At 57.6% G+C, this 22,802-nt stretch carries 20 protein-coding genes and 2 pseudogenes; 13 read left to right on the top strand and 9 right to left on the bottom strand.

What is annotated here, in order from left to right:
- Window positions 1-356: 356 nt before the first annotated feature.
- Window positions 357-1,133 carry a two-component system response regulator VirG gene (gene virG, locus FFM81_RS31865; RefSeq protein ID WP_017958571.1) on the top strand — a complete coding sequence of 259 codons (777 nt, stop codon included), beginning with the start codon at window positions 357-359 and terminating at the stop codon, window positions 1,131-1,133.
- Window positions 1,134-1,148: 15 nt separating this feature from the next.
- Here virG and virD4 read toward each other — a convergent pair whose 3' ends face one another.
- Together virD4 and FFM81_RS31855 are read right to left on the bottom strand one after the other, a co-directional pair.
- Window positions 1,149-2,843, bottom strand: a complete 1,695-nt coding sequence (virD4, locus tag FFM81_RS31860) for a type IV secretion system ATPase VirD4 (RefSeq protein WP_017958570.1) — start codon at window positions 2,841-2,843, stop codon at window positions 1,149-1,151.
- A 581-nt stretch (window positions 2,844-3,424) separates the two neighbouring features.
- A complete protein-coding gene (locus FFM81_RS31855; RefSeq protein ID WP_080635817.1) occupies window positions 3,425-4,321 on the bottom strand; it encodes a hypothetical protein in 897 nt (298 codons plus the stop codon).
- A gap of 316 nt (window positions 4,322-4,637) precedes the next feature.
- Between FFM81_RS31855 and FFM81_RS33200 the strand changes: the two genes are divergently transcribed.
- The 8 genes and pseudogenes from FFM81_RS33200 to tnpC (FFM81_RS31820) all read left to right on the top strand — a co-directional run bounded on the left by FFM81_RS33200 (window position 4,638) and on the right by tnpC (FFM81_RS31820) (window position 10,157).
- Window positions 4,638-4,931, top strand: a complete 294-nt coding sequence (locus FFM81_RS33200; protein ID WP_051077362.1) for an NAD(P)H-binding protein — start codon at window positions 4,638-4,640, stop codon at window positions 4,929-4,931.
- A 95-nt stretch (window positions 4,932-5,026) separates the two neighbouring features.
- Complete coding sequence (locus tag FFM81_RS33195; RefSeq protein ID WP_276314873.1) at window positions 5,027-5,275, top strand: NAD(P)H-binding protein; 249 nt, start codon at window positions 5,027-5,029, stop codon at window positions 5,273-5,275.
- A gap of 77 nt (window positions 5,276-5,352) precedes the next feature.
- A pseudogene (locus FFM81_RS31845) lies at window positions 5,353-5,601 on the top strand (transposase); the annotation flags it as partial.
- Window positions 5,602-5,665: 64 nt separating this feature from the next.
- Window positions 5,666-6,854, top strand: a protein-coding gene (locus FFM81_RS31840; RefSeq protein WP_173883910.1) for an IS3-like element ISRle4 family transposase whose coding sequence is annotated in 2 segments (ribosomal slippage) — window positions 5,666-5,916 and window positions 5,915-6,854 — 1,191 coding nt in all. Because the reading frame shifts where the segments join, the coding sequence is not laid out codon by codon here.
- Between the two features lie 14 nt (window positions 6,855-6,868).
- A pseudogene (locus FFM81_RS31835) lies at window positions 6,869-7,777 on the top strand (IS5 family transposase); the annotation flags it as partial.
- 43 nt (window positions 7,778-7,820) lie between these two features.
- Window positions 7,821-8,129 (top strand): IS66-like element accessory protein TnpA, encoded by a 309-nt coding sequence (tnpA, locus tag FFM81_RS31830; protein ID WP_173883909.1) that lies wholly within the window; start codon window positions 7,821-7,823, stop codon window positions 8,127-8,129.
- Between the two features lie 94 nt (window positions 8,130-8,223).
- Window positions 8,224-8,571 (top strand): IS66 family insertion sequence element accessory protein TnpB, encoded by a 348-nt coding sequence (gene tnpB, locus FFM81_RS31825; RefSeq protein ID WP_138386577.1) that lies wholly within the window; start codon window positions 8,224-8,226, stop codon window positions 8,569-8,571.
- Window positions 8,572-8,616: 45 nt separating this feature from the next.
- Window positions 8,617-10,157, top strand: a protein-coding gene (gene tnpC, locus FFM81_RS31820; protein ID WP_246401464.1) for an IS66 family transposase whose coding sequence is annotated in 2 segments (ribosomal slippage) — window positions 8,617-9,121 and window positions 9,121-10,157 — 1,542 coding nt in all. Because the reading frame shifts where the segments join, the coding sequence is not laid out codon by codon here.
- 175 nt (window positions 10,158-10,332) lie between these two features.
- On the opposite strand, the gene tnpC (FFM81_RS31815) is transcribed toward tnpC (FFM81_RS31820), so the two are convergent.
- Both tnpC (FFM81_RS31815) and tnpB (FFM81_RS31810) read right to left on the bottom strand, forming a co-directional pair.
- Window positions 10,333-11,931: an IS66 family transposase gene (gene tnpC / locus FFM81_RS31815; RefSeq protein WP_138386365.1), complete on the bottom strand. Its 1,599-nt coding sequence runs from the start codon at window positions 11,929-11,931 to the stop codon at window positions 10,333-10,335.
- Window positions 11,932-12,005: 74 nt separating this feature from the next.
- Window positions 12,006-12,326, bottom strand: coding sequence for an IS66 family insertion sequence element accessory protein TnpB (tnpB, locus tag FFM81_RS31810; protein ID WP_138386309.1), 321 nt, complete (start codon window positions 12,324-12,326; stop codon window positions 12,006-12,008).
- A 151-nt stretch (window positions 12,327-12,477) separates the two neighbouring features.
- Between tnpB (FFM81_RS31810) and FFM81_RS31805 the strand changes: the two genes are divergently transcribed.
- The 3 genes from FFM81_RS31805 to FFM81_RS31795 are packed head-to-tail and all read left to right on the top strand — an operon-like array spanning window position 12,478 to window position 15,643.
- Window positions 12,478-13,722 carry a tyrosine-type recombinase/integrase gene (locus FFM81_RS31805; RefSeq protein WP_138386310.1) on the top strand — a complete coding sequence of 415 codons (1,245 nt, stop codon included), beginning with the start codon at window positions 12,478-12,480 and terminating at the stop codon, window positions 13,720-13,722.
- Window positions 13,716-14,633 (top strand): tyrosine-type recombinase/integrase, encoded by a 918-nt coding sequence (locus tag FFM81_RS31800; protein WP_138386311.1) that lies wholly within the window; start codon window positions 13,716-13,718, stop codon window positions 14,631-14,633. The genes FFM81_RS31805 and FFM81_RS31800 overlap by 7 nt, the downstream gene beginning before the upstream one ends.
- Complete coding sequence (locus FFM81_RS31795) at window positions 14,630-15,643, top strand: tyrosine-type recombinase/integrase (RefSeq protein WP_138386312.1); 1,014 nt, start codon at window positions 14,630-14,632, stop codon at window positions 15,641-15,643. Before FFM81_RS31800 ends, FFM81_RS31795 begins: the two co-directional genes overlap by 4 nt.
- A 123-nt stretch (window positions 15,644-15,766) precedes the next feature.
- On the opposite strand, the gene FFM81_RS31790 is transcribed toward FFM81_RS31795, so the two are convergent.
- From FFM81_RS31790 to FFM81_RS31780, 3 genes are all read right to left on the bottom strand, one after another.
- Complete coding sequence (locus FFM81_RS31790) at window positions 15,767-16,117, bottom strand: transposase (protein ID WP_173883907.1); 351 nt, start codon at window positions 16,115-16,117, stop codon at window positions 15,767-15,769.
- 677 nt (window positions 16,118-16,794) lie between these two features.
- A complete protein-coding gene (locus FFM81_RS31785; protein WP_017958563.1) occupies window positions 16,795-17,799 on the bottom strand; it encodes an RcgR family putative quorum lactone hydrolase in 1,005 nt (334 codons plus the stop codon).
- Complete coding sequence (locus tag FFM81_RS31780; protein ID WP_138386314.1) at window positions 17,789-19,399, bottom strand: RcgA family putative transporter; 1,611 nt, start codon at window positions 19,397-19,399, stop codon at window positions 17,789-17,791. Before FFM81_RS31780 ends, FFM81_RS31785 begins: the two co-directional genes overlap by 11 nt.
- Before the next feature lie 346 nt (window positions 19,400-19,745).
- On the opposite strand from FFM81_RS31780, the gene FFM81_RS31775 reads away from it, so the two are divergent.
- On the top strand, window positions 19,746-20,423 hold the full coding sequence (locus FFM81_RS31775; RefSeq protein ID WP_138386315.1) for a hypothetical protein: 678 nt from the start codon (window positions 19,746-19,748) through the stop codon (window positions 20,421-20,423).
- Here the strand turns inward: FFM81_RS31775 and FFM81_RS31770 are convergent.
- Complete coding sequence (locus FFM81_RS31770) at window positions 20,420-22,441, bottom strand: relaxase/mobilization nuclease domain-containing protein (protein WP_173883906.1); 2,022 nt, start codon at window positions 22,439-22,441, stop codon at window positions 20,420-20,422. The genes FFM81_RS31775 and FFM81_RS31770 overlap by 4 nt on opposite strands.
- Window positions 22,407-22,799 (bottom strand): hypothetical protein, encoded by a 393-nt coding sequence (locus FFM81_RS31765; protein ID WP_017958558.1) that lies wholly within the window; start codon window positions 22,797-22,799, stop codon window positions 22,407-22,409. Before FFM81_RS31765 ends, FFM81_RS31770 begins: the two co-directional genes overlap by 35 nt.
- Between the last annotated feature and the right edge of the window lie 3 nt (window positions 22,800-22,802).

Genomic DNA, 22,802 nt, shown 5'->3' with positions numbered 1-22,802 from the left:
ATGCTTCAGAGCTGGTTGATATCGCCTGTAACCCCATTATCTCCACACGGATGCTATCATTCGCTCGTGTCAACCAGTGCTCGAGCTTTTATGAATGAACAAAGCAAGATGGTTTTGATTGGAAAAGCACTGGAAGACCAACTCATAGCCAAGTCGCCAAGGCGTTCATCCCGAATTAAGTAGACGGGCGCTGGGCACGTGTCTGCGATGGATCGTCAGTAAGGGGCTTTCTCTCGATTGCGAACTTTCGGGTCACCTCATCAGCGTGCCGGAGTTACCTAACTGCACTGAGGGACTGAATACCAGACGGTGGTCCGGTACCCACCTTAAGTTTGATATAATTGAAAGGTACGCTGTTGAAGCACGTTCTTGTCTTTGATGACGACGCCGCTATGCGGCATCTTATTGTTGAATATCTGACTTCACACGCCTTCAGGTCAACCGCAGTCAGCGATAGTAGGCAGCTGAATCGCGTGCTCGCGTGTGAGCCGGTTGATCTTGTGGTTCTTGAGCTTAATCTGGGTCGTGAAGACGGATTGGAGATCATACGCAACCTGACAACAAAATGGGGAATTCCCATCATCGTGATTAGCGGTGATCGCCTTGAGGAAGCAGAAAAGGTTGTTGCACTGGAGCTCGGGGCAACTGACTTTGTTTCAAAGCCTTTTGGAATGCGTGAATTCCTAGCCCGCATTCGCGCGGCAATGCGTCGCCGGACTTTCAGTCCAGGGGCAAAAGATCGACGTTCCTTTAATTTTTTGGGATGGACATTGAACCTCAGACAGCGTCGGCTAATGTCAAAAAAAAGCGGCGAGGTCAAACTTACCCCGGGGGAATTCAATCTTTTGGTCGCTTTTCTGGAACAGCCGCGTGACGTGTTAACGAGAGAACAGATTCTGCGTGCGAGCCGAGTCCGTGGAGAAGAGGTGTATGACCGAAGCGTCGATGTCCTCATTTTGCGCCTGCGTCGAAAGCTTGAAGCAGATCCCGCGAACCCTCGTCTAATCAAAACAGCCCGAGGGGCAGGCTATGTGTTCGACGCTGATGTGGACATTCATTACGGTGACAATGGCTCTCTTAACCGTGGCCTTTACGAGGACAGGCGTCGTGTCTCGCAGAACCCATTCGTTTAAAAGTGGCGATTAGAATTAAGCCCGCGCGACTGTGTCTTCTTCTACGTCCGCCCAAGGCGCAGGCTCCGGAAGAGGACCCGTCTGGCTCTCGAAGATGCGCTTCAGTGCGCGATCGGAGTAATACCGGACTTTTCTCAGCCTCAATGGCGGGTGACCCTTTATGAGAACGATCTGGTCGTCGTCATCTAGCAGCCGCACCTGCTCAGGCCGTAATAGAGGAGCACCTTGGCTCGAATTTTGAATATTACGATCGAACATCCTCCCTTGGCTATAGGAGGTGGAGCGCGCTACAAACGTATATTCACCAATCGCTTTCGAAATATAAACAGGTGTCTCGTCATCAGCAGTTGCCATGAAGACTTGCACGCCCGTATTGCTAAGGAAGTTTTGCTTGCCGGCCTCGTCGTACGTTCCCGACAATGCTGAGAGGCTTTGGATTATGAACATAAAATGGCCCTTGTAGCCAGCGATTGTCGTGATCGCTGTCTCAATTGTGTCGAGTTTTCCGAGGTGCTTGAATTCATCGAGAAGGAATAGCACCTCATGCTTCTCGTCCTTGTCTGGCAATGATCGTTGCAAAACAGAAACGATCTGCTGGAAGAGGAGGCGCATAAGTGGTGCGACAACCTCTAGATCGTTCGGGCTAACACAAAGATAAAGACAAGTCCTCCGACGGCGGAGATCATAAATTGAGAAGTCAGAACGGCTCGTCGCCGCTTTAACCAAGGGGTCCGCCCACAAGTTGAGGCCGCCGTCACCCATAACAGAGGTGTAGGAGGTGAGGATTTTTGTATCGTTGCCTGCCATATCATTGAAAATCCGCTGAGCTTCTTTGTTCCTAGTCTCCTCCGCGAGGCGCCCGAGGAGCTGATATTTCTCCCCCGGTTGAGCAAAGAGATCGTACACAGCGCCAATGGTTGGCGTACCACGCTCGATACAAGCAAGAATGCCAGCGACAAATAGATCCCGTGCGCCGTTGATAAATCCTTCCGCGCCCTCTCCTTTGGCTGTGATAAGATTTGCGGCCAAGCGACGCGCTTCGGTGAACTGCCGCTCTGAAGGTAACGCCGTGATATCTAATAAAGGATTGTAACAGCTCGTCCGCCGTTCTGGGTCTAGCGGGGCAAATTTGAACACATCGTCCCCACAAGTTTTGCGCGCCCTGGACGTGAGCTCAAACAACTCGCCCTTGACATCTAGGGCTATAATTGAGCCTTTGAACGTTAGCAGTGTTGGAATGACAACGCCCACGCCTTTTCCCGCTCGGGTAGGGGCAACAATAAGGCTGTGAGGCTGCGCGCCGTTGGTCAGATAATAGTCAGACCAGAATGGGCCGCCAGTCTTTCCGAACACTGGGCCACTGAGGCAGTTGTACCGCTGGAAATAACCGGCCCGTCGCATCTCACCCACCTGAGCCCAACGCGCCGTCCCGTGATGGTCGTGCTTGCGTTGGCACAAGACCTGCTGCGCTAGCAAAACGATTCCCGACGTTGAAATGATGACGGCCAAACCCTGATAAAACAATAGGGTTGTGTATCCAAGAAAGAACGGCGACTTGTACCAAAAAGCGAACACATCGAAAGTCATCAAAGCATGACCGCTAAACCCGTAACCAAATGTTGAGTACACACTTGCAGCACAAAAACCTACGGCCAGTGAACACACCGTACTCAATGCTATATTCAAGAGCTTTGTTTTGTTTGGTATCATCGGTCCACCATAGATTTCTTCGATGCTAAAATGGCACGCAACAAGATGAATCGAACGCACATCAGGCGATTTGCCAGCGGATCGCGGCGGCACCTAAAAAGAAGGAAATCGTCGGGTGCGCCGCTTCATCGAGGACGGATTAGAGGTCCGGCCATTGAAGGACGGACTGACAAAAAATGAACTGAAGCCTTCAAACTGGACCAGTTGGTTAGAGTTTTCCGGTGGATTTTCCTGGCTGGAAAGGAACGGAAGACGATGAAGGCATCGCAGTTTCGCACGCGCAGTGGCGTTCAGTTTGAGGCAGGGCGATGAAGGCGTTCGATCACACATCATTCGAAGTGAAACAAGATTCTATCGAAACGAATGACTCTTCCAAACGACGAACCAATAGCGGAATTCCACCACAAAATCACAAGTTTCAAGCCGCTATCTGCACGCTTTTCGCTGTTTATTCCTTAGCGTTATCAAGCATACTTCCGACGTGATGCCCTCCGCTACATGCTGCGACCTATGTCGCTGCATTGTATCATCGAGCACGACGGTCCGGCGGTAGAAAGCGTCAATATTCCATTTTCAAGACCTCAACGGCCCGTGCGATCTCTGCTTCCCGCTGCATCTCGACTTCTGGAGGAAGGCCTCAGGTCGTCTCGGGCATGATTGTAAGCGTGGCTTATGGACTGCGCGATTTTACCAGCTCGCTGCAGCTGTTCAGTTGACGTTTGCGGGCCCACCGTATCACGGACTGACTTCTCAATACTTCTTATGTGCTCATCCAAATTCGCACTCCGTTCCTCTGCTACATGCCTCGGCGGTTGAATGTGCTGCAGTGAGGCACTGATGGCGGGAAGCGAGTGGGCCTGGGCCCTTTGATTTGCGTCTAAGTCGTGATAAGCGACAAAAATAGCATTGTGTGCATTCGCTTTGCTCTCGTGATGCAGATGAGGATCAGCAGCCAATTCGCGGGCCAGCTCAAAGATACGAGATTTATTGTTGTCATCAAACTTACTGAAGTTATGCGATACCAACAAAACTCCAGTAGCTTGATCCGTTGGCTCCATGTTGCTAATGCGATTAACAAGAGCAGTTTGCTTGGCTGGGTCTATATAATGGGCTACATTGCCGGCCGCTTGGACTTTTAACAAAGCTACAGCATCCGAGTCGAACCCCAGTCCGTCCGTCAATTTGTCGGCCAGCTCGATGGCGGATTGTCCGAGCTGTTTGTTCCGCCTTTCAAATGTCGTGAGGGCAGTTTCTTTCCCCTGTTCGGCTTCCCGAACAGCACTTAGCGTTTCCTTCGCGAGCGATTTGAAGTTTCGAAGATTGAGTGCTGTATCGCGCGGATTCGAGGTTACTAACTGTTCTGCAACATTGGATATTGGTCCCTGTGGAAGATCAAGGAGGTCGCGGCGTTCCTCGGCCCCCCCTAGGCGGCCGGGTGAACTTGCATTTGCGCGTGTCCGTTTGTTATCGCGATCCATTGCTCGGCTCCTAAGTCGTTTCTCTAGCCTATGAGTTAGCAGGAATGCGTGATCGGCCAAACCGATATGGTGTTACGGTTGTAGTATCGCAGAGGCTTCTCCCAGCCCTGCGGGCCGTGGAAAGACCCCATCCAAGCCAAAGAATGAGATGAAGTTGGCCTCAAAGACGATGAATGGTAAGCGCTGTTTTTAGGCCACGGCTTTGACTTCATGCTTTGCAGCGTAGACCCAAGGCAGCAGGTCGTCGATCTGGCTATTTGGATGTCGGAGTCGAGGCCGCGACGTCGGTGGCATTGCGGGCTTCTGGCTTCGGCCAGTGAATGCACGACCCGGCGCGCGCACCATATATCTTCAAGGTCAGTATGCCACTCAGCCTAAGGCATCACCGCTTTACGCCCAACTCGACGGACTGCCGCCGATCCGGGGAAAAGGCGTTGACCTTGCCGGCGCCGAGCTCGTTGAAGGCGACGCTCGCGATCCCGCCGCGCTGACCCGCGCCATCGCCGGCTATGATGCTGTCGTCAGTTCGCTGGGCACGGCCATGAGCCCGTTCCGGGAGGTGACCCTGCTCTCCACGGCGACGCGCGCACTGTTCGGCGTTATGGATTAGCAGAATACCCGCCGGCTGGTGTGCATTACCGAGTTGGGTGCCGGCGACAGCGGCGGCCATGGCGGCTTCTACTTCGACCGGCTGTTCCTGCCCTGATGCTGCGCAAGGTCTATGAAGACAAGGACCGCCAGGAAGATGCGATCCGGGTGATCACACTCGACTGGACCATCGTACGCCCAACGGTGCTCAACGACAAGCCGGCGCGCAGTCACATCAAGGCAGTGCCTGACCTGTCGGGCGTCCATGGCGGATCCATCGCCCGACCCTATGTCGCAGAGTTCGTCGTGCACCAGCTCACCGCAGATACGTGGCTGCGCAAAGCACCGGTGATTACATCCCTCTAGCAGGCTGCTGCAAAACCCTCTGGCTTTTGGGTTGAACTGATGATTCCCTCGGGCTGCAACAGCGGGGATTGATTTGCATGCGTGGCGGGGATGAGCGGACGGGATCGCTGTTTTCGTATGTTGACCTTGAGGCACGGGTTCCGGCAGGGCATCCGCTTCGTGCGATGCTCCGGTTGGTGAACGCATCGCTTGCGGCGCTGGATGGGTCGTTCGATGGGCTCTATGCCAAGACGGGTCGGCCGTCGATCGCGCCGGAACGGCTGTTGCGGGCGGTGCTGCTGCAGATGCTGTATTCGATCCGCTCCGAGCGGCAATTGATGGAACGTGACCTTGCCCCGTTGAAATAATCCATTTTGAAGTAAGCTCTGGCCCATTTGAGAGGACCAGAGGATGAAGCGCAATCGTTTCACAGACGAACAGATCATCGGCATATTGAAGGAGCACGAGGCAGGCACGCCGGTCTCGGAGCTTTGCCGCAAGCATGGCGTCAGCGATGCCAGCATCTATAAATGGAAGGCCAAGTTCGGCGGCATGGAGGTGTCCGAGGCCAAGCGGCTGAAGACGCTTGAGGACGAGAACACGAAGCTGAAGCGGCTCCTGGCGGATGCGATGCTCGACAATGCTGCCTTGAAAGACCTTTGGGAAAGAAGTGGTGACGCCCGCGGCCAAGCGGAAAGCTGTCGCGCATCTGATGAGCCATCATGGGATGAGCGAACGGCGGGCGTGTAAAGCCATTGGTTTTTGCCGAATGACGGTCCGTTATGAGACCAGGCGCGACGATGATCATGAGCTTCGCGAGCGAATGAAGGCGTTGGCGCATGAACGTCGCCGCTTCGGATATCGACGCATTCATGTGCTGCTCCGGCGGGAGGGTCACCTCGTGAACCACAAGAGGCTCTTCCGGCTCTATCGGGAGGAGAAACTGACAGTGCGCAAGCGCGGCGGTCGCAAGCGAGCGATAGGCACGCGAGCGCCGATGCTGGTGCCGATGGTGGCCAATGATCGCTGGTCGCTAGACTTCGTGTCGGATCAGTTCACCGATGGGCGCAGGTTGCGGATTCTGACCGTCGTCGATGATTGCACGAGGGAGTGCCTGGCGCTCGTCGCCGATACATCGCTTTCCGGTCTTCGCGTCGCACGGGAGCTTGACCGGATTATCGAGGAGCGCGGCAAGCCGAGGATGATCGTCAGCGACAACGGCAGCGAGTTCACCAGCAACGCGATCCTGCAATGGGCGGACCGGACCAAGGTTGACTGGCATTACATCGCGCCTGGAAAACCGATCCAGAACGCTTTTATCGAAAGCTTCAACGGGCGGCTGCGAGACGAGTTCTTGAATGAAACTCTGTTCTCGTCGCTTGCTCACGCCCGGTCTGCGCTTTCAAACTGGCGTAGCGATTACAACGATCAACGCCCGCATTCAGGCCTTGGCTGGCTGACACCGGCCGAATTCGCTCAGACACTCAACCCGCGACGTGATGCGGTGCTGCGCAGCCGAAATGGCTCCGCACCGCAACCCGCCGCTACCGAACCAACAACAGCAACCAAAAACCGCTGGAGCGAACTCAAGACTGGATAAAACTTGGGGGCAAGGTCAAACGGCTTGAGTTCGACCTGTTGTTCCGCTGGTTCGTGGGTCTTGGGATCGATGATGCGGTGTGGCATCCGACGGTGTTCACGCATAATCGCGACCGAGTTCTGACGACGGAAGTGGCGCAAGGCTTCCTGTCGGCGCTGCTTGCGCAGCCGGCAGTGAAGAAGCTTTTGAGCGCGGAGCACTTCTCGGTCGACGGGACGATGCTGAAGGCATTCGCCTCGATGAAGAGCTTTCGCGTCAAGGGGGCCCCGGGTGGCGACGATGGCGAGCCACCGGAGGGCGCGCGCAATGGCGAGCGTGACTTCCGCAAGGAGAAGCGCTCGAACGAGACGCACGCCTCGACGACCGACCCGGATGCCCGGCTCTATCGCGAGAGCAAGGGCCAGGAGAGCCGGCTGGCCGATCTGGGGCATGCGCTGATGGAGAACTGCAATGGACTTGTGGTCGACGGCGCAGTGACGCATGCCACCGGCACCGGCGAGCGGGAGGCGGCCACCAAACTGAGCGAGGGTCTCGGCGAAGGGGTGACGTTGGGTGCCGATAAGGCCTACGACGTGGAAGCCTTTGTCGAGGGATTGAAGGCGCGCAAGATCGAGCCGCATGTGGCGATCAACGGGACGGTGAGCAAGACGGGCAAAGTACGCAAGACGGCGGCGCCGCCAGACGTCGTCCAAAGCCCCGGCTATGCGATCAGCCTGCGCTGCCGCAAGCGGATCGAGGAAATCTTCGGCTGGGTCAAGACGACGGCCGGCTTGGCGCAGATCAAGGTGCGCGGACTGGACAAGTTGGAGGCAGCCTTCACCTTCGCCCTTGCCGCCTACAACATCATTCGCCTTCCGAAATTGATCGGATCGACGGGCCAAGTGTGTCGTAAGCGTCCGGTGAGGGCCGTCTTGCGAGGTTGAGACGAACATCGGAAGTCCTAGTGCAAACACTAGGAGTAGTCCTATGACGAAGCATCAGATTGAAGTGATCACGTCTGTCGAGCGCCGACGGCGCTGGTCTCAGGAAGATAAAGAGCGGCTCGTTGCAGCCTGTCTCGAGCCAGGTGCGGTGCTTTCCGAGATTGCGCGATCGGCCGGTATCCATGTCAGTCAGCTCTTCCGTTGGCGCAGGGAGCTTTGCCAAATCGAGGAGCCGAGGACGGAAACAACGAGCACGTTTGTGCCGGTGGTCGTGTCCGAGGCCGCGCTTCCAGCCTCGCCTATTCCCTCGGGGCCACCCACCCCATCGCAGGCCCGAAGCGCAGCGATGTGACGATTGAACTCGGTCGGGACCGTCGTATCCGCGTAGACAGCGACATCGACACGGACGCGCTGGGCCGCATTCTCGATGTCGTGCTGGGGCGGAGATGATCCCGGTTCCGAGTGGTGTGAAGGTCTGGCTGGCGACCGGTCCCACGGACATGCGCAAAGGCTTCCCCGGTCTGTCGCTGATGGTGCAGGAGACGCTGAAGCGCGATCCGATGTGCGGACATCTGTTCGTGTTCCGGGGGCGCGGTGGAGGTCTGATCAAGGTGATCTGGCATGACGGACAAGGAGCCTGTCTGTTCACGAAGAAGCTGGAGCGCGGCCGCTTCATCTGGCCGTCAGCCGCTGACGGCACGGTGGTGATCACACCGGCCCAGCTCGGTTATCTCCTCGAAGGCATAGACTGGCGGATGCCGCAAAAGACCTGGCGGCCAACATCGGCAGGATGAGCAAAAGAACTGGAATGGCGGACTCGAATATGATTCCATCCTGCCATGAGCGACGCGACTGATGAGCTTCCGGACGACCTTGCCAGTGCGCTTGCACTGCTGGCCGAGGAGCGTGCCCGGCGTATCACTGCCGAGGCAGAAGCTGCGACCGCCAAGGCGCAAGCCGCCAGCGCAAAGGCGCTCGTGTCGCATTCCGAAGCGCTGATCGCGCGGTTGAAGCTGGAGATCGAGAAGGTTCGCCGCGAGCTTTACGGCAGCCGGTCAGAACGCAAGGCGCGACTCCTCGAACAGATGGAACTGCAGCTCGAGGAGCTGGAGGCTGACGCTGGCGAAGACGAACTGGCGGCAGAGGTTGCGGCCAAAGCCTCGACGGTCAGGGCTTTCGAGCGCAAGCGTCCATCACGGAAACCATTCCCTGAACATCTGCCGCGCGAGCGTGTCGTTATCGCGGCCCCGGCGAGCTGCCCTTGTTGCGGTTCGGGCAAGCTGTCGAAGCTGGGCGAAGACATCACCGAGACCCTGGAGGTCATCCCACGTCAGTGGAAGGTGATCAAACGGTGCGGGAGAAGTTCACCTGCCGCGAATGCGAGAAGATCACCCAGCCACCAGCTCCTTTCCATGTGACGCCGCGGGGCTTTGCCGGGCCCAGCCTTCTGGCGATGATACTGTTTGAGAAGTTCGCGCAGCATCAACCGCTGAACCGCCAGAGCGAGCGCTATGCCCGTGAGGGTATCGGCCTCAGCCTGTCGACGCTGGCAGATCAGGTCGGCGCTTGCGCCGCGGCGCTGAAGCCACTCCATTCGTTGATCGAAGCGCATGTCCTGGCTGCCGAGCGGCTGCACGGTGACGACACCACAGTGCCGATCCTGGCGAAGGGAAAGACCGATACGGGTCGCATCTGGACCTATGTCCGAGATGACCGGCCGTTCGGCGGGCAATCGCCGCCGGCGGCTCTCTACTATGCTTCGCGAGATCGACGACAAGAGCATCCCGAGCGCCACTTGAAGACCTTCACCGGCATTCTGCAGGCTGATGCCTATGGCGGCTACAATCCGCTGTTCAAGGTAGACCGCGATCCGGGGCCGCTGACGCAGGCGCTCTGCTGGTCGCACGCGAGGCGCAAGTTCTTCGTGCTGGCCGACATCGCCACGAATGCCAAACGCGGCAGCCGCGCCGCGCCGATCTCGCCTATGGCGCTGGAAGCCGTCAAACGGATCGATGCGCTGTTCGACATCGAGCGTGAGATCAACGGACTTGCCGCCGGCCAACGCCTGGAGCACCGTCGCAAGGGCAGCCTGCCGCTTGTCGGCGAACTGCACCGCTGGCTTCAAACCGAGCGGGCAAAACTGTCGCGCAGTTCTCCCGTCGCCGGAAGGAAGTCATGGCTCTTCGCCGGATCGGATCGCGGTGCCGATCGTGCCGCCTTCATGGCCACGCTGATCATGAGTGCCAAGCTCAACGACATCGATCCGCAGACCTGGCTTGCTGACGTCCTGGCCCGCATCGCCGACACGCCAATCAGTAAGCTGGAGCAATTGCTTCCGTGGGATTGGCAGCCGCACGGACTGAACGCTCACGCAGCCTAACCTGCGGCCTTCACCGGATGCTTACAGTGTGTCTTGTGGGAGGCAAATAAGCCAATATGACCAGGTTATTGCCTGCGGCCAGCTCAAATCTGACCGCAATCCGTCAAAAAACCGCACCCCAAGCTCTCGATTGCGGCAACGCAGCGCCAATTTCGTAAGCGGTGAACTGAGACCGTTACTTCTTGAAGTTCCACGGCATCAGAGCGTCGATATCGCTTGATGGCCAACCTGCGGCGATACGCTCAAGCGTCTGCGTCAGCCAGGCCAGCGGATCGACTTCGTTCATCTTGGCGGACTGGATGAGCGTAGAGAGCGTGGCCCACGTCCTTCCGCCGCCGGCATTTCCGGCAAATAGGCTATTCTTCCGAACAATTGCCTGGGGCCTGATAGCCCGTTCAACGATGTTGGAGTCTATCTCGATGCGCCCGTCATGGAGGAATTGTTCGAAGGCTTCCCGCCGATTAAGGGCATAGCGAATGGCCTCGGCGAGCTTTGATTTTCCAGAGATGCGGGGCAACGTGTCCTGCCAGAGTTTGTAGAGATCGGCAACGACGGCAACGGAGGCCTCCTGACGGGCGGCAACGCGAACATCGGGGCTTTGTCCGCGCACCTTTTCCTCGATCGACCAAAGTGCGCCCATCTTTTCGATCGTCGCCGTTGCCACTTTGGAACTGTCGCTCGCATGGAGTTCGTAAAACCGGCGGCGACTGTGCGCCCAGCACCCCGCCAAAAGAGCGCCGTCGTTTCCGCGGTCAGGTCGGGCAACACGATTGTAGGCAGTGTATCCGTCGATCTGCAGAATGCCGCGATAGCTTTCGAGATGCCGAGCAACACAATCACCGGATCGACTGTCTTCAAAGCGATAGGCAACCATAGGCGGTCCACTGCCACCGAACGGTCGGTCGTCCCGCGCGTATGCCCATAAATACGCTGTCTTTGCCGACCCCGATCCGGGAACAAGTGTCGGCAATGTCGTCTCGTCGGCAAATATTCGCTCGCCTTCTTTGATCCGTTCAAAGGTGTAGTCAGCGAGGATTTCCAGCTCGAACCCCAGCTTGCCCATCCATCGTGCCATCGCACCACGGTCGACTTCGACATGGTCGCGCAGGAAGATCGCCTCCTGCCGGTAGAGCGGTAGGCCATCGCCGTATTTCGAGACCGCGACAAAGGCGAGCAGCGCTTCCGATGGGATGCCGCTTTCAACGATGTGCGCCGGTGCCAACGCCTGGATGACGCCGTCCTCGTCTTTGAAGGCATACTTCGGGCGATGGGTGACAATCACCCGGAACTTCGGTGGGATAACATCAAGCCGCTCGGAGGTATCTTCACCGATCAGGACCTTCTGTTTGCCAGCATGTTCGGGCAGTTCGTCCGGCTCAATGACGACATGCACGCGTTCCAGATGCGGCGGGAAGCCCTTGCGGGGACGCGGCGCACGCTTTGCAGCGGCTGGATTGCGACCCTTGGAAACCAGCGCCTCGATCGCGGCAATGCCGGTCTCGATTTCTTCGAAGACAAACGCGCCCTGTTCGTCCAGGTCTGCCTCGATGTTCTTTCCCTGCTTTTCCGAGCGGCGGCCATACCTGTATCGATTGAAGGCTTTGAGGATCAGCTTCAGCTTGGCGATCTGTTCGTCCGCGTCCGCATTGCGGGCCTTGAGATCAGCGACGTCCCTCTCCAGAGCGTCCGCGCGCGCAGCCTTTTCAGCCATCGCCAGGATCATGGCTTTCAGCGCATCAACGTCATCGGGAAGCTGCAGATCGGCTGGTGTCATGCCTGCAAATAGAGCACATTTTGCCGACGATTTCCCGCAGTTTCGACGGCCTGATTCACTCTGCCGCAGGGCTTTTACCCAACAAGTTCCGGCCGTTTCACAGCAATCGAGCGGACGCGTTTCCAGTCCATGCCGTCGATCAACGCCATCAATTGTGCGTGGTTGAGCTGCACCCTGGCATGGCCGATCTTCGGCCAAACGAACTGATTTTTTTCCAGCCGCTTCGAATACAGGCAAACACCGGAACCATCCCACCAGGCGATCTTAATTCTGTCTGCTCTTTTTGCGCGGAAGACATAAAGCGAGCCGTTGAACGGATCATTACCGGCGTCGCGCACCAGCGACAGAAGGCTATCGGGACCTTTGCGGTTATGCGGAGCTCCGCATAACCGCAATTATGTGGAGCGCCAGATTATGCGGAGTCGGCAGCATTCAGGCCATTTTGTCCTTTTCATTCCAATAACTTAGAGCACTTAATCCGCTTTCATGCTCGGCATAATTGTTGTGGTCTCCCGATGGTCTTTTGACCTCGAGAGGAGACCACACGTGTCAAAGTCGAAGGAAGTTCTGCTCGAATGCACGCAATTGATGGACCCAGGCGCCTTGCGACCGTCCTTGGAAGCGTTCACGAAGCGATTATTGAGCCTGGGACACACGCGCCTGACGGTGTCCGGCTACGAAGCCTCGGCTCGTCATTTCGGGCAATGGCTGCAAACTATGAAGATCCCTGCCGCGGAGATCGACGAGGATACGGTTCGCCGCTTTGCTCGGCATCGATGCCGCTGTCCCGGCAGCCGACCGACAGACCATCTTTCCATCAAATACGTGAACCGCGCACGCCGGTTCGTAAATTTCCTCGCGGAGTGCAGGCTCGTGGCGCCGTTAAAGGAGAAGGCGCCGCGCGTCCACGACGAGCAAGTTCTTGCCTTCCAGATTTGGCTGAGACGTCATCGGGGTATCTCGGAGCGCACCGTCCGGCGCCATGGCCTTATGGTCATGCGCCTTCTTCCCGCTCTGGGCACTGATCCAAGGCGGTACGATGCCGCTCTCGTCCGGCAAGCGATCCTAGATGAGGGGAAGCGAAGCTCGCCGGCCTACCTCAAGACTATGACGATGGCGCTGCGGAGCTATCTCAGATATTTGGCGGTGCAGGGGTTGTGCCATCCGGGGCTGGATCAGGCGATACCGACGGTCCCGCAATGGCGGTTATCAGCGTTGCCGCGCTACATCTCCGCGGCGGAAGTCGAGCGGGTCATCGCGTCGTGCGACGTCACGATGCCAATGGGCATCCGCGACCGCGCGGTGCTTCTGCTGCTTTCCCGCCTCGGCCTGCGCGCTGGCGACATTTCAGGCATGCGCCTCGAAGACATCGACTGGAACGAAGGAACCTTGCGCGTTCGCGGCAAGGGACGCCGCGAGATCAGGCTTCCACTGCCCCAAGACGCTGGCGACGCGGTCATCGACTATTTGCGACACGCCCGTCCGCCCGCCGCTTGTGACCAGATTTTTCTGCGGACCATTGCGCCGTTCCGGCCATTGGTCAGCACGAGTGTTTCAAGCATCGTCAGTCTTGCGCTTGCGAGGGCCGGCATCGATCACGCTCCGTCCCGAGGCGCCCATCTTCTCCGACACTCGGCTGCAACCAGCATGCTGCGGGCCGGCGCCACACTGGATGTGATCGGAACCGTGCTTCGCCATCGGTCAGTCGATACCACCGCCCATTACGCAAAGGTGGACATCGACATGTTGGCCCAGATCGTCCAGCCCTGGCCAGGGAGTGCGTCATGCTGAGCCAAGACCTCGCACGCTATGTAGAACTGCAGCATAGGCTGGGCTTCAAGTTCCGCGTCCAGCACACGCTTTTGAAGAGCTTCGTTGCCTTTGCCGAGCGACACGACGACCGACATGTTCGAGCGGCGCGCGTGCTCGAATGGGCGAGACTTGCACCGTCGCCGCAGCAGCGCCGCAACCGGCTATTGACGGTTCGCCGCTTTGCACTGGCGCTGTCGGCGGAGGATCGGCGTCATGAGATTCCGCCGCCCGCGGACGCTTTGGGCGGCGGAATCTTCGAGCGGCGGCTTCCACACATATACGCCGCCGACGAGATCGCCGCGCTAATGCAGGCGGCTGCCCGCCTGAAGCCATCGGACTCGATAAGACCGCTGATGTACGAGACCCTGTTCGGCTTGCTGGCCGCCACCGGCATGCGCATTTCCGAAGCCCTCGCTCTTCAGCTCTATGACGTGACCGCCGATGGCCTAATCATCCGACAAACCAAGTTCCAAAAGAGCCGCTTGCTGCCGCTCCACCCGACAACACGGGGTGCGCTGGATCGGTATTTGGCAGCGCGTCGTCGGGTCGGAACCTTGAACAGCGCGCTGTTCGTTTCCGCCACCGGCGCTCCGCCAGCCTACAGTACCGTGATCGCCGTCTTCCTTCGGCTCACGCGAGTGATCGGTCTGCGCGGGGAGCCCGGTCTGCGCGGACCCCGCATTCATGATCTCCGGCACACCTTCGCCGTACGCTCTCTGGAGCGATGTCAGAACGATCGCAATGCTGTCGGCCGTCATATCGTCGCCCTCAGCACTTATCTTGGCCACGCGCATGTCACCGACACCTACTGGTATCTACAGGCGACGCCGATACTGATGAGGCAGATTGCGGCGGCAGGCGAAGCGCTGCACCAAGGAGCCGTCGCATGACCGCGTTGGCTCCGCATCTCACTGCCTTTCTGCGCGAGCACCTGCCGCATGAGCGGCGGGCAAGCCAACATACCTGCGCGGCTTACGCCTACAGCTTCCAGCTGCTGCTCTCCTTCGCGGCGGCTCGTTTGGGGACCACTCCGTCCCGCATCGAGATCGAGCAGTTCGATGCACCGCTCCTTCTCGGCTTCCTGGAACACATCGAGGAGGGACGCGGCAATTCGGCACGCACTCGAAACGCCCGTCTTGCCGCCATCAAAGCCTTCTTTCGCTTCCTCGAGTACCGGCTCCCGTCCTGTCTGGATCAGGCGCGACGGATCCGGGCAATCCCGATGAAGAAGGTCGACGAGGCTCTGGTCGGTCATCTCAGCCGCGACGAGATGCAAGCTCTGCTCGACGCGCCGGATCCGCGCCACGTCTTCGGCATCCGAGATCGGGCTATGCTGCATCTGGCCTTCGCCGCCGGGCTGCGCGTGTCCGAACTCGTCAGCCTTCGCATCGACCAGATCGATCGTCAGACGGGCGCCAGCATCCACGTTATGGGCAAAGGACGTCGCGAGCGCGTGCTGCCCCTGTGGAAGGAGACCGCGGCGGCGTTGAAGGCCTGGCTGGCGGTCCGCCCGGCGAGTGGCGACGCCGAGCTCTTTCTAAACGCGACAAGACGCGCGATGACCCGGTCCGGCTTCGAATATATCTTGGCCAAGCACGTCACGACCGCGGCGCGGAAGCAACCGTCCATCGCCGACAAGCGCGTCACTCCCCACGTCTTGCGACACACCTGTGCCATGCACACGCTGCAGGCGACGCGGGATGTTCGCAAAGTCTCGCTCTGGCTCGGTCACGCCAGCCCGCAAAGCACGGAAATCTACCTGCGGGCCGATCCGAGCGAGAAGCTCGAGGCACTTGCCGCGATGGTGCCGCCGTCACTCAAGCCGGGCCGATTCCGCGCTCCCGACAAGCTGCTGACCATGCTGAAGTCCATCAGCCGATCCGGAGATTATGCCGAGTGATCGCCACTTAAACACCGCAGTCGGCAAGCGATTGCCGCTGCGGACTCCGCATAATCTGGCGCTCCACATAATTGCGGAAGTCCACGGGGTGGCTTGCCAGAAACACCTTCGCACCGGCCGGGATCATGCGGAGCGCACCGCACGGATCACCCGAGCAAGATGAGCCTCATCGATCTCGGCACCCGTGCGGATTACCGCATCACCGATGATGATGTCGACCGTGGAAGATGGGAATGCTTGGGCAGGTTGCTGCCCCTTCTCGGCTTTCGACGGCAAAGACATGGCTTTCTGCCGGGCAATGCGACGCCACGTGAACAACTGTGACGGATCAACACCAAGTCGGCGTGCTACTGCTGAGACGCTCGCTCCAGGCTGCACCGTCTCGGCCACAGCCTGTGCCTTGAAGTCATTCGACCAATGCCGCCGCACTTGCCGCGGAGCTCCTTCCAATGGGCCTGCGACGGCCTCAATCATATGGAAGGTTCTATGATCAGACACAGTAGCAGACATAGAAGTTCACACCCGAGCTAATTCCTGGATCGCTCTGTCACGGATAAACCCGCTGACCTGCCATCACCAGATGGGGTGTATGCATCGCTTACCCAATTTCAGCAGCCTGCTAGACGTTAATTTTCGGATCCGTTTGACCGATTTTTCCATTCGCCGTGATCCACTCAGGGCGAATAAAGGTATTTGCGGACAATTCACTACATCAGAATTGGTGGGCTAACGTTAGATGAAAAAATGGGGCAAAATCCTGCTGAAACTCAACACCAGCTTTTCACACGCCCTTATCGAACGCCGGCCGAGGTCTTCCTCACACATTTGCAAGACGGGGCATGATCCCCTACCCTCAAAACGGCATGATGCGCTTGGGATAGATTCTCCAAACCATGTGTAGTCATGCCTCTCCCGCGATCCGACTGTCGGGAGGACACTTCAGCGCCCTCCACCATCATCCCTTATTAATCGGCAGGAGCGCCGAACCTGCATCGTTGATGCCCTACGGAACTGAGCCCGGTCCGTCCCGTAGGGAAATCAACATGGCAACGCATCGCCACCCGTCACCCGCTACGACCCTTGCGCGCACATCTCTCCTCGGCCATCTGTATCGCAGCAACCGTCATCTTGTGAGATCAAGAGCCCTCAGTCTAGCGGAACGACAGAAACCGTTTCAGGCTCAAACCGGCCAGCAAAATGTAAGGCGGCATGCCGAGCGAATAGTGACCACAGTTTAATTCCAAAATGTTTGGCCTAGCGCCGGCGGCCTTCAGCCTCTGCATGAACCCTTGTGATATCTCTGGCAGAACAACCTTGTCCCTCTTAGCCAACACGACGTGAAGTTCGAGATCGGTCCGTGCCAAATTGTGCGCGTAATTCTCTAGGTTAAGCGGACCCCACGCCCTTCTGAGCTCGGTCAGCTCAATAATGGGTTCAAGGCTTTCACGTATCGATCGTGTCGCGCGCCCTGTCCAAACCATATCCGCGAGACTTCCTGCCGTAAGAAACAACGAGGCTTTTGACACAGCCGAGTCGTGCGCAGCGATTAAGCCTGCGACCCAGGAACCTAAGCTCATACCGAGAACGGAAATCTCTCGATAGCCTTCGCTTTTCACCCAACGAATGAGTTTTCGCCCGTCCCATACCGCCTGCCGTACAGACTGGATGGTTCGACCGAGATTAGGGCTAAGCATAAAATCGGCGTGCACGGACCCGGAACGGCTGCGCTCGAAATGATAAGGCATAGCGATCTCGACAACCGTGATTCCACGCTGTGAGAAAAAGTTGGCGATCTGACGATTGCGTGCACTCGCATTCCAGTGATGAAAAATCACCAACGCCTGATCGAAGGATCCGCTTTCTGTGATTTTTGCCCAGACTACATTGTTCTCTTCGACGCCAGTGGACATGTCCGACGGAAATTTGATCCACCCGTCTTGCCGTTGAAAATGCTGATCGTCCCCGCTCGGTTCATCGAAAAAGGCTGGATCAGCCGCTGCCTGGTCCGCAAGGGCACAAAACTCGCCGATACTTACTATGTTCTTGGCGCGTGGGAAGGCGAGGTTGGCATCAAGGACGAAATCGCTTATTTCCTTGGATTCCTCACCGCGCCTTGCCCGCCGCTCATCCCAACGATCAAGCCAACTATGATACATTCTGATTGCTTCCCCAGTCGCTCGCTCTCCATCGCCCAAGCTCTGGATCAATGAGGCCGTACATCGCGAGCAGCACTGCAAGGCACAGAAGGATCGAAAAGCCTGTAAATGCGTCGATCAGCAGGTAGCTGGTAAAAAGTAACCCTACTGCCGCTGACATCTTCCACATGGGAAAATGAAATCGGCTTCCGGCACCTAGACGGATAGAACCGTAAAGAAAAACGATAATCGTCGAAATAGCGATAAGAAGGCTGCTGTAGTGGGTCGGCATCCTGTAGCTGAATCCTTTGCCCATGTCTTTGCCCTCATACAAAGCTGACGACATATCGGCAAGCAGCCAAGCCACGATGTTCTTTCCATTCGACGCCAAGTAGGAGCTTTGGGCCTTCATGCATACGGCGATCAGAAGACCTAAAACAGTGCACCGAAATATTCCGCGCATCACCCGTAAGCCGATTTCATGGACATGGTATTGATAATCAATTCCCGGCCGGTTCCTCGATGCTCCTCCGATTTTCCAAAGGTCATTAATCATCGTATGAAGCAAAATGAGACCTACGAAGAAGAGATAGAAGCACAAGCACATGTAGAGATAAGCGAACGCCGTGAATACAATCTCCATCGGCACTGATATGACTTCGGGCCGCACGAGCGCTAACTTGCCCCAATCTATCGCATAGTTGCCACCGCCTTTTACCAACGGGATCAAGCACACACCGATCCATTGAAACACACCGGCGAACAACACGCAGACGATAAAGACCGCCCAATATGTATACGAAGAAGCATCTACGTTTCGGGCCCAGGCGGCGTCGCTTTCCACACGATTGCCCGCCGCTACAATCCGTAAGCGTCCTTCATTTTTCCAAAACAACAGCAACTCTATGACGAGCGCAAAAAACAGTGGCAAGAACACCATAAAGAGGAACGTCCAATTGGGCGCCCAGAGGAAACCTACCTGTTTGACGAGACCATCCGCCCGATTGTAAGTCGCGTTGTGGATCCCCACAATATACGAGAGAAACCCCAGGGCGGTGGCACCCGCAAACACCGACGCAGGTAGATCTAAGGTAGATCCGCGGCTAAATAGCGCCTCCGACCTCCTCGCCAAATTAAAACGTCGGCGCGGCTGATTAGCCTCAGTATCGCTTTCCAGCTTTGCCGGCGACTCCATCTCCTCATCGACGACATTCCGTGCCAGATTTGGAACCTCTGCCGCGGGGCTGCTTCCCGCTTTCTTCAAACCTCGCCTCTTCGCCGTTAAGCGAGATTGCGCCGCACTTAGCTCCATCTGCCATTCGCTTGTTGCTACCGGATCATCACACCCGAAGACCCTTGCCAGCCAACGAATATTGGTGGTGCTGATACCCTTCTCATTTTCTTGAAACCAAAGCTGGACCGTTCGTAGATCGACCCCGGTCCGGTTGGAATCGATGTGTGAAATCGCCTCAGCGAGAAGTTCCGGCGTCCACGGGCCTGCGGGAAAGCCATCACTTCCCAACGGCCGGCCCGCTCCTGCCGCGGCCAATTGTTTGAAGAGTTCTTTGAAATCACTTCCGTCTTTCGGCGGAGGGAGAAATAACTTTCCATTCTTTGGCAATGGCTTACCGGCTCTGGTTTCGTTTCGTTTCGGTAGATTTCGTGCGTTTGTGCCCGATCAACGGGTATCGCAACTACACGCAACTGCATAGCGATTCTACTATCAGGAGCAAAATTTTGAAGTTTGGGATGTTGATTTCAGAACAAATGAGCAGCGAGTGAGAGGAGGAAGCCATTTTGCCGCTCGCTTGTAGGAACGCCGGAGATTCCTCACCGAAACGCGCTGATTTCCCATCCGATAACCGGGTAACGACGACAATCGCCACCGACTGGCCCCAAGAGGAAGCTGCGCGTCATTTCGAAGTCGTGTGATGGCGAAGCTGGCTTCAAGGTTTGGAATTTAGCCAATGAACAATCATGCAAAATATGCAGACAGGATCTTTAGGAGGATCGGTTCAACCGGCCTCGTCATTTTTGAGAGAGATGGCACCCTCCTGAGAAAGACTAGTCCCTCCGGGGATTACATGCTCGGAGATATCAACGAAGAATTCGTTGAAATGTTAAGGCATCTGCGACACCTCAATGCTCGTTTCGGCTTTATTTCGGACGAGCGTGGGATGGACGCGGGTGCCTATGGAAGATCAGAATTCGCAACCCTGACCGAATTGCTTGACGCATTACTGAGCATCAGATGTGCCATACCGGATTTCTGGGTGACATGGAGTGACGTCCCACATGCAAGCGGAACCGGCCTTCAGCGCCAAGCGGATCGGCAACAGGAGGCTGGCGCCGGAGCGATCTTCCAAGTTATGGAGCGGTATGGGATCGGCAGGAAGGAAACCGTTTTCATCGGCAGCTCGACCGCTGGTAGCCTCGCTGCCGACGATGCGGGTGTCTCGGTAATCGACTACTTCAACAACCGAAGCGAGGGAACCGCTCAGGGTGCGGCCCGAAAGCATGTCCCCAATTTGTCTCCGCCTGAAGCCACGGAGGTCCAGCGACTCCGCGCCAAGATCCAGGCGACGTTGGGCTGGTCCATCGCTGGAGAGCTTAACTGTGGCCAACAGTGCGGTTCGCAGGGTTAGCGGGTGCGGTCCCTGTCCTTCTCCTGAGGCGGGCGAAGCTTGATCGATTTTGGTATGTCGCGATCCCGCTGCTGGGGTTTCGGGCGCTCCCGATTCGAACGATCTGTTTCCGGCGCGTCATGCTCCGCATTAGACCGGGCGATGCGCGATGCGTCGAGAGAACGGTTGTTCGAACTCCTATTAACCACGCCCTGCTCCGCAATATGATCGCGACCGGCAGCCGACTTGGTTTCGAGGCTGTCCGAACTCCGCTTATCCCTGCCAGACTCCGTTCGGTCTCGATTCTTGTCAACGCGTGAGTCGAGCTGCAGCCCGACGACTTTGCCGATGATCTTCGTCGCCTGCTCGAAGATCAGCCGATCAGATGGATTGGCAATCTTCACGGCAACCGTGAGCGCGGTGTTCGCCAGCGTTTCCTTCGCCGCCTTTGCTTGCGCGGCACTAATGGGTGTGGATCGCAGCATGTGGTCCTCGCCTTTCTCTCGTGTGGGATCACGGCCTTCGCGGACCGCTGTTTTAAGCCGCCCATATTCGCGCCGAAGCCCGATGGACAGATCCTGGCTGATTTCTCGTGCGGTGCTCGGTGCACCGCGGTCCTTGGCAATACCATCCAGCATGCGAATGACGTGCCCGACCGAACGCCGGCTCTGGTCGAACCGCGTCCTGGCCTCCTCACGCTTCGGCGCCGTCGGCGTGTCGCGGAGCTTGGACATTACCTTTTCGACGACGTTCGACGGCGCCGTTGCTCCCATCCGGCGAAACATTTCCCACTCCCATCGTTTGACGGGCGGCGGGCCAGCACGTTCGAGGCGCTTCTGCCGATCGATCGGGATGCCGCGCTCCCGCGCCTTGTCAGCAAAACGGACCCGCCATTCGGTGAAGTCGCGGATATTGGGGTTGAGCATCTTTCCGCTCGCGTTGCGCAGCGCAACGATGACATGCAGGTGCGGATGCTTTTCAAGATCATTGCGATTATGGACGGCATAGGCGTAGCGGTGGCCCTCAAACTGCTCCCTCAGGAAATCTCGGCCCGCCAGGATGAAGCGGTCGCGATCAACGTTGGCCGGCCCCGAGAGCAACAGGTGCATGAAGTCCCGCGGCTGGCGGGTCTGCATGAGAGCACCGACGACCTTGCCCTCGGCCGTCAATTCCTTGTGGTCTTTGGTCGTGACTTCGCGCCGTTCTCCGCCGCGCTCGTAACGGCCGCTCTTGCCAGGGCGGTCTCTAAGGTGTGTTTTCGTCGACAGCGTTACCTCCGCCCCTGCCCGTTGCATCGCATGTAGGGTGGCGGTCAGGCCTTTGGGCCCAGAGGAGAATTCAGCGGGATAGCGCGAAACCGGAGTAATACCGGCGCCGCGCAATACCTTGTCGAGTCGCTCATCGATCGCGCGGACATCATCGATTTCTGCAGGAATACGATTGGCGCTGCTTCGATCCGACCTGTCCTTCTTCTCGTGGGCAATTACCAGAGCAAATTGCAGACGGGTCTGCCCCTTCACACCCTCGCTGACGCTGAAGGCATAGGTTCGATCGCCGTCGCCCGGCTGACGGAACCCATCCTCCGCCAGCGAAGCGAGAGCGCGCCCTAAGTGCTCGCGGTTGGCTTTTTCAAGCTCGTAGGTCAGACGGAGAATATCCTGGCTGCCTTTTCGGTTGCCAAACTCCCGCTCCCAGGATCGGACGGCGGCATTGAGATCGGTGACCTCCCGGCCATCCTGGTCAAGGGCCTTCTCCTCCTTGCTTTGATAGGAGAGAACGTTGCGGGCCGAACTCGCGCCGGCACCATAAGACAAGACCTTGACGACCACCGCATTGTTGCCGGCCGCACGGCTAAACGCCGAGGCAGCGCCCGGATGCTTGGCGGAGGGTGAGGCAGATTTCGTAAAGGTCGGCCGCTTCGCTGATCGACCGCCGCCGCCCCCGCGCCGCCGCAACTCGTCTTCAATGATATCGAAATAATTCGGCAGCCGATGACCTTGCGATCTAGATGCGAAGCGACTTCTGGACAGGTCGTTCATCGTGGCTCCTAATTAGATCGGCGATAGTGGTGGAGGGCCGAATAAAGGCGGCATCGCGGATGGCATCGAGAGCGGTCATTACCTCGTTGAGCTTTTCCGTGATCGCCTCTGCTGCTGCGCCTCTCCGTCCCTGTTCGACAAGAAATTCCTCGTTGCGAAAGGCGAGCTCGCGCAGAAACTGGTGCATGTTTGCCAGTTGCCGGTCATGTTCTTCGAGCATCGCCGGAATGTGCATGATCTCTCTGGTGACGATGAGCTTCGCGATGATGTTGACGGAAACCCCAAGTCTCTGCGCGAGGGCTTCGACGTTGCTCAGGACGTGAGCGGGCAGGCGGAACATGATAGCCGGTTCACGCATCGG

Origin of the sequence: Rhizobium hidalgonense (assembly GCF_005862185.2) — a bacterium.
GTDB lineage: Bacteria > Pseudomonadota > Alphaproteobacteria > Rhizobiales > Rhizobiaceae > Rhizobium > Rhizobium hidalgonense.
The sequence above is the reverse complement of the archived record's forward strand: the minus strand, read 5'-3'. Positions and strand labels throughout refer to the sequence as shown.

Excerpts from the sequence above, each read along its gene's own strand:
- FFM81_RS31790 (WP_173883907.1), bottom strand. The coding sequence starts at position 16,117 with ATGATTGAGGCCGTCGCAGGCCCATTGGAAGGAGCTCCGCGGCAAGTG.
- FFM81_RS31855 (WP_080635817.1), bottom strand. The coding sequence starts at position 4,321 with ATGGATCGCGATAACAAACGGACACGCGCAAATGCAAGTTCACCCGGC.
- FFM81_RS33195 (WP_276314873.1), top strand. The coding sequence starts at position 5,027 with ATGCTGCGCAAGGTCTATGAAGACAAGGACCGCCAGGAAGATGCGATC.
- FFM81_RS31770 (WP_173883906.1), bottom strand. The coding sequence starts at position 22,441 with ATGAACGACCTGTCCAGAAGTCGCTTCGCATCTAGATCGCAAGGTCAT.
- FFM81_RS31775 (WP_138386315.1), top strand. The coding sequence starts at position 19,746 with ATGAACAATCATGCAAAATATGCAGACAGGATCTTTAGGAGGATCGGT.
- FFM81_RS31765 (WP_017958558.1), bottom strand. The coding sequence starts at position 22,799 with ATGCGTGAACCGGCTATCATGTTCCGCCTGCCCGCTCACGTCCTGAGC.
- FFM81_RS31800 (WP_138386311.1), top strand. The coding sequence starts at position 13,716 with ATGCTGAGCCAAGACCTCGCACGCTATGTAGAACTGCAGCATAGGCTG.
- tnpB (WP_138386577.1), top strand. The coding sequence starts at position 8,224 with ATGATCCCGGTTCCGAGTGGTGTGAAGGTCTGGCTGGCGACCGGTCCC.
- virD4 (WP_017958570.1), bottom strand. The coding sequence starts at position 2,843 with ATGATACCAAACAAAACAAAGCTCTTGAATATAGCATTGAGTACGGTG.
- tnpA (WP_173883909.1), top strand. The coding sequence starts at position 7,821 with ATGACGAAGCATCAGATTGAAGTGATCACGTCTGTCGAGCGCCGACGG.
- FFM81_RS31795 (WP_138386312.1), top strand. The coding sequence starts at position 14,630 with ATGACCGCGTTGGCTCCGCATCTCACTGCCTTTCTGCGCGAGCACCTG.
- tnpC (WP_138386365.1), bottom strand. The coding sequence starts at position 11,931 with ATGACACCAGCCGATCTGCAGCTTCCCGATGACGTTGATGCGCTGAAA.
- FFM81_RS31785 (WP_017958563.1), bottom strand. The coding sequence starts at position 17,799 with ATGTATCATAGTTGGCTTGATCGTTGGGATGAGCGGCGGGCAAGGCGC.